The organism is Halomonas sp. PR-M31, from assembly GCF_001039575.1.
GTDB lineage: Bacteria > Pseudomonadota > Gammaproteobacteria > Pseudomonadales > Halomonadaceae > Modicisalibacter.
The window spans coordinates 22,366-29,088 of record NZ_JIBT01000073.1 but is presented as its reverse complement, the minus strand read 5'-3'; the positions used below and the strand labels follow the sequence as shown (position 1 = coordinate 29,088).

Below are 6,723 nucleotides of genomic sequence, written 5' to 3'. Positions count from 1 at the left end.
GCTGAGCTAGAAGGCATCGGCACTCTAGTGGTCGCGAGCGACGGCAGCTACATCTTTACGCCCGTCGAGAATTGGAACGGGCAAGTGCCGCCAGTCAGCTACACCGTCACCGATGGAGAGCTAACCGATACCGCCGAGCTGAGTCTGACTGTGTCGGCAGTAAATGATGCGCCAACCGCCCGGGACGACACCGTTACCGGCGGCGAAGACACGGTGATTACTGGCAATGTCCTCGACAATGATAGTGACGTCGATGGCGACTCTCTGACGGTCAGCGAATTCAACGTTAAAGGAAATACCTATCAGACTGGCCAAACTGCCGAGCTTGGGGGCATTGGCTCGCTGGTCATTGAAAGCGACGGCAGCTACATCTTTACCCCGGTCGATAACTGGAACGGCCAGGTCCCGGCGGTTAGCTACACCATCACCGATGGTGAACTGACCGATACCGCTGAGCTGCAGCTGACTGTCACAGCAATCAACGACGCACCGGTTGCTCAGGACGATACTGCCACCGGTGATGAAGATGCGCCGCTGGCCGGCAACGTGTTGACTAACGACAGCGATGTCGATGGCGATTCGCTTACCGTCACTGAATTCACGATCGGTAATGAAACTTACCAAGCGGGCAACAACGCCGAGCTTGAGGGTATTGGCTCGCTAGTCATTGAAAGCGACGGCAGCTATACCTTTACGCCCGTCGAGAACTGGAACGGTCAGGTTCCGACGATCAGCTATACCGTTACCGATGGGGAACTGACAGACACGGCTGAGCTACAGCTGACCGTGACAGCGGTCAACGACGCGCCAGTTGCGGAAGGCGACAGCGTCACCGGCGATGAAGATGCGGTGATCACTGGCAATGTTCTCGATAACGATAGCGACGTCGATGGCGATTCGCTCACCGTCAGCGGTTTTACTGTCGGTGGCATTGACTATGCAGTTGGCGAGACTGCCGAGCTTAAAGGCATCGGCTCACTAGTCATTGAAAGCGACGGCAGCTATACCTTCACGCCGGTTGAGAACTGGAACGGCCAAGTGCCCGTAGTCAGCTACACCGTCACCGATGGGGAGCTGACCGATACCGCCGAATTGAATTTGACCGTATCGGTGGTCAATGATGCGCCGATAGCTGAGAACGACATTGCCACCGGCGATGAAGACGCGCCGCTAAGCGGTAACGTTCTTGCCAACGACAGCGATGTCGATGGCGACTCGCTTACAGTCACTGAATTCACGATCGGTAATGAAACTTACCAGGTGGGCGATACCGCCGAGCTTGAGGGCATTGGCTCCCTGGTCATTGAAAGCGACGGCCGCTACACCTTTACCCCGGTCGATAACTGGAATGGCCAAGTTCCAACGGTCAGCTATACCATCACTGATGGAGATCTGACGGATACCGCTGAGCTAAATCTGGAAGTGACACCGGTCAATGACGCACCGGTTGCTCAGAACGATACCGCCATCAGTGATGAAGACGCCTCGATCACTGGCAACGTCCTCGATAACGACAGCGATGTTGATGGCGACTCTCTGACGGTCAGCGAATTCACCGTTAACGGAAATACCTATCAAGCCGGCGAAACCGCTGAGTTTGAGGGCATCGGCTCGCTCGTCATTCAAACCGAAGGCAGCTACACCTTCACCCCCATTGAAAACTGGAACAGCCAAGTTCCACCAGTTAGCTATACCGTCACTGATGGAGAGCTCACCGATACGGCTGAACTCCAGCTGACTATAACGGCGGTCAATGATGTGCCGGTTGCTAAGGATGATAGCGCTATCGGTGACGAAGATGCGCCGCTGGTCGGCAACGTGTTGGCTAACGATAGCGACGTTGATAGTGACTCGCTTGAGGTCAGCGAATTTACGATTGGTGATGACACTTATCAGGCGGGCGATACCGCCGAGCTTGATGGCATCGGCTCACTGGTCATTCAAAGCGATGGCCGCTACACCTTCACGCCAGTCGAAAACTGGAACGGCCAAGTTCCGGCGGTTAGCTACACCATCACAGATGGAAATTTGACCGATACCGCTGAGCTAAATCTGACCGTGACAGCAGTCAACGACGTACCGGTCGCCCAAGACGACACTGCTACAGATGATGAAGACACCACGATCACCGGCAATGTCCTCGATAACGACAGCGACGTTGATAGTGACTCGCTTGAGGTCAGCAAATTTACGATCGGTGATGTCACGTATCAAGCGGGTGAGATCGCCCAGCTAGAAGGCATCGGTTCGCTAACCATCCAAACCAATGGCAGCTACATATTCACGCCCGTTAAAAACTGGAACGGTCAGGTGCCCGTAGTCAGCTATACCGTTACCGATGGGGAGCTGACCGATACCGCTGAGCTAAATCTGACCGTGACACCGGTCAACGACGCGCCAGTTGCGGAAGACGATAGCGTCACCGGTAACGAAGATACCGTGCTGAGCGGCAATGTCCTCGACAATGATAGTGATGTCGATGGTGATTCGCTCACCGTTAGTGATTTCACAATTGTTGATACGACCTATCAGTCCGGCGACACAGCTGAGCTAGAAGGCATCGGCACGCTGGTGGTCGCAAGCGATGGCAGCTACACCTTTATCCCCGTCGAAAACTGGAACGGGCAAGTTCCGGCGATCAGCTACACCATCACCGATGGATCACTTACGGATACCGCCGAGCTAAGTCTGACTGTGTCGGCAGTCAATGACGCGCCGATTGCTCAGGATGACACCGTTACCGGCGACGAAGACGCGGTGATCACTGGCAACGTCCTCGATAACGACAGCGATGTCGATGGCGACTCGCTTACCGTCACCGAATTCACGATCGGTAATGGCATTTACCAGGCGGGCGACACTGCAGAGCTAGAAGGCGTTGGCTCACTAGTGATTGCCAGCGACGGCAGCTACATCTTTACGCCCGTCGAGAATTGGAACGGTCAGGTACCGTCGATCAGCTACACCTTCACCGATGGCGAGTTGACCGATACCGCTGAGCTGCAGCTGACTGTCACAGCAGTCAATGACGCACCAGTTGCCCAGGACGACACTGCTACAGATGATGAAGACATCACGCTCACCGGCAATGTCCTCAATAACGACAGCGACGTTGATGGTGACTCGCTTACCGTCACCGAATTCACGATCGGTAATGGCATTTACCAGGCGGGCGACACTGCAGAGCTAGAAGGCGTTGGCTCACTAGTGATTGCCAGCGACGGCAGCTACATCTTTACCCCGGTAGAGAATTGGAACGGGCAAGTGCCGCCAGTCAGTTACACCATCACCGATGGTGAACTGACCGATACCGCCGAGCTGCAGCTGACTGTGGTAGCAGTCAACGACTCGCCAGTTGCGGAAGGCGACAGCGCCACCAGTGACGAAGACACCGTTATCACTGGTAACGTTCTCACCAACGACAGCGACGTTGATGGCGACTCGCTCACCGTTAGCAACTTCAGCATTGATGGTGTTGAATACGCTGCCGGCGACACAGCCGAACTAGAAGATATCGGCTCGCTAACTATCCAAACCGACGGCCGCTATACCTTCACTCCGGTCGAGAACTGGAACGGTCAGGTTCCGACGATCAGCTATACCGTTACCGATGGGGAGCTGACAGACACGGCTGAGCTACAGCTGACCGTGACAGCGGTCAACGATGCTCCGATAGCTGAGAACGACATTGCCACCGGTGATGAAGACGCGCCGCTAACCGGTAACGTATTGACCAACGACAGCGACGTTGACGGTGACCCACTCACCGTTAGCGATTTCACAATCGGTAATACCGCCTATCAGCCTGGCGCCACAGCTGAGATAGAAAACATCGGCTCGCTGGTTATTCAAACTAATGGCAGCTACACCTTCACCCCAGTCGAAAACTGGAACGGCCAGATTCCAACGGTCAGCTACACCATCACCGATGGGGAACTGACAGACACCGCTGAGCTAAATCTGACTGTGACAGAGGTCAACGATGCGCCGGTCGCCCAACCCGATAGCGCCAGCGGCGATGAAGACACTGTTGTTAGCGGCAACGTTCTCGATAACGACAGTGACGTTGATGGCGATGCTTTAACAGTCAACGGCTTCACAGTCGATGGTGTTGAATACGCCGCCGGCGACACAGCCGAACTGGAAAATATCGGCTCGCTGAGCATCCAAACCGACGGCAGCTACACCTTCACCCCGATCGAAAATTGGAATGGGCAAGTTCCGACGATCAGCTATACCGTTACCGATGGGGAACTGACAGACACGGCTGAGCTACAGCTGACCGTGACAGCGGTCAACGATGCACCGATTGCTCAGGACGATACTGCCACCAGTGACGAAGACACCGCGATCACTGGCAACGTTCTCGCGAACGACAGCGACGTTGATGGCGATGCGCTCACCGTCAGTAACTTCAGTATCGCTGGTGTTGAATACGCCGCCGGTGAAATCGCCGAACTTGAGGGTATTGGCTCGCTAGTGATTGCCAGCGACGGTAGTTATACCTTTACGCCCGTCGGGAATTGGAATGGCCAGGTCCCAGCGGTTAGCTACACCGTCACCGATGGAAATTTGACCGATACCGCTGAGCTAAATCTGACCGTGACACCGGTCAATGACGCACCGGTTGCCCAAGACGACACTGCAACCGGCGATGAAGATGCTCCGCTAAACGGCAATGTGTTGGCTAATGACAGCGACGTTGATGGCGATTCGCTTACCGTCACTGAATTCACGATCGGTAATGAAACTTACCAAGCGGGCGAAACCGCTGAGCTTGAGGGTATTGGCTCGCTGGTCATTCAAACCGACGGCAACTATACCTTTACGCCGGTCGAAAACTGGAACGGCCAAGTTCCGGCGGTTAGCTACACCGTCACCGATGGGGAGCTGACCGATACTGCTGAGCTAAATCTGACCGTTACTGCGGTTAATGATGCGCCTGTCGCCCAACCCGACAGCGCTACCGGTGATGAGGATGCGCCGCTAAGCGGTAACGTTCTTACCAACGACAGCGACGTTGATGGCGACACGCTCACCGTCAGCGACTTCACCGTTCGGGGAAATATCTATCAAGCCGGCGAAACCGCTGAGCTAGAAGGCATCGGTTCACTGACCATCCAAGCTGACGGCAGCTACACCTTCACGCCTGTCGAGAACTGGAACGGCCAGGTGCCCGTAGTCAGCTATACCGTTACTGATGGGGAGCTGACCGATACCGCGACTCTCGAATTGGTGATTAATGCAGTTAATGACGCGCCAGTTGCGGAAGGCGATAGCGTTACCGGCGATGAAGACGCGCCGCTAAGCGGTAACGTTCTTACCAACGACAGCGATGTTGATGGCGACTCTCTGACGGTCAGCGAATTCATCGTTAACGGAAATACCTATCAAGCCGGCGAAACCGCTGAGCTAGAAGGCATCGGCTCGCTGGTCATTGAAAGCGATGGCCGCTATACCTTCACCCCGAATGAAAACTGGAACGGCCAGGTTCCAACGGTCAGCTACATCGTTGCCGATGGCGTGCTCATTGATACAGCCGAGCTACAGTTGACCGTGACAGCCGTCAATGACGCGCCGGTTGCTCAGGACGATGCCGCCACTAGCGATGAAGACGCCTCGATCACTGGCAACGTTCTCGCAAACGACAGCGACATAGAAGGTGATGCGCTCAGTGTCAGTAGCTTTGTCGTCGAGGGCACAATCTATCAGGCCGGTGAAACTGCAGAATTGGACGGCATTGGTTCGCTAACTCTTGGCAGTGGTGGCAGCTACACCTTCACACCGGTTGAAAACTGGAATGGTCAGGTACCAACGATCAGCTACACCATCACCGATGGTGAACTGACCGATACCGCTGAGCTAAATCTGACCGTGACACCGATGAACGACGCGCCAGTTGCGCAAGACGATAGCGCCGTTGGTGATGAAGACGCGCCGCTAAACGGTAACGTTCTTACCAACGACAGCGATGTTGATGGCGACTCTCTGACGGTCAGCGAATTCACCGTTAACGGAAATACCTATCAAGCCGGCGAAACCGCTGAGCTAGAAGATATCGGCTCGCTGATCATTGCCAGCGACGGCCGCTATACCTTCACACCGGTCGAAAACTGGAACGGGCAAGTTCCGACAGTCAGCTACACCGTCACCGATGGAGAGCTCACGGCTACCGCCCAGCTACAGCTGGCCGTGACGGCGGTCAATGATGCCCCTGTCGTTGAAGACGATGTGGCGATTGGCGACGAAGACACCATTATCACTGGCAACGTTCTCGATAACGACAGCGATGTCGATAACAGTCTCACGGTCAATGGATTCACCATCGGGGGTGCTACCTATCAACCCGATGAGATTGCCGAACTTAACGGTATTGGTTCGCTAACCATCCAAACCGATGGCAGCTACATCTTCACACCGGTCGAAAACTGGAACGGTCAGGTACCCGCGATCAGCTACACCGTCACCGACGGCGAACTGACAGGTACCGCTACACTCGACGTGACGGTCGTTCCGGTCAACGACCCCCCAGTCGCCGAAGACGATAGTGCTATTGGGGATGAAGATACCGCGCTGACGGGCAATGTGCTGACCAACGATAGCGATATTGATAGCGCCACGCTGAGTGTCAGCGATTTCACGGTCGGTAGCGTTCTTTATCAAGCCGGCGAAATCGTCAACATCGATGGCGTCGGTGCATTGATGTTCAACGGTAATGGCAAC

The 6,723-nt window shown here is 55.1% G+C and carries 1 pseudogene; it reads left to right on the top strand.

The window, feature by feature from the left end:
• Window positions 1-15 precede the first annotated feature (15 nt).
• Window positions 16-6,720: pseudogene (locus tag CH74_RS18710) on the top strand (Ig-like domain-containing protein); the annotation flags it as partial.
• Between the last annotated feature and the right edge of the window lie 3 nt (window positions 6,721-6,723).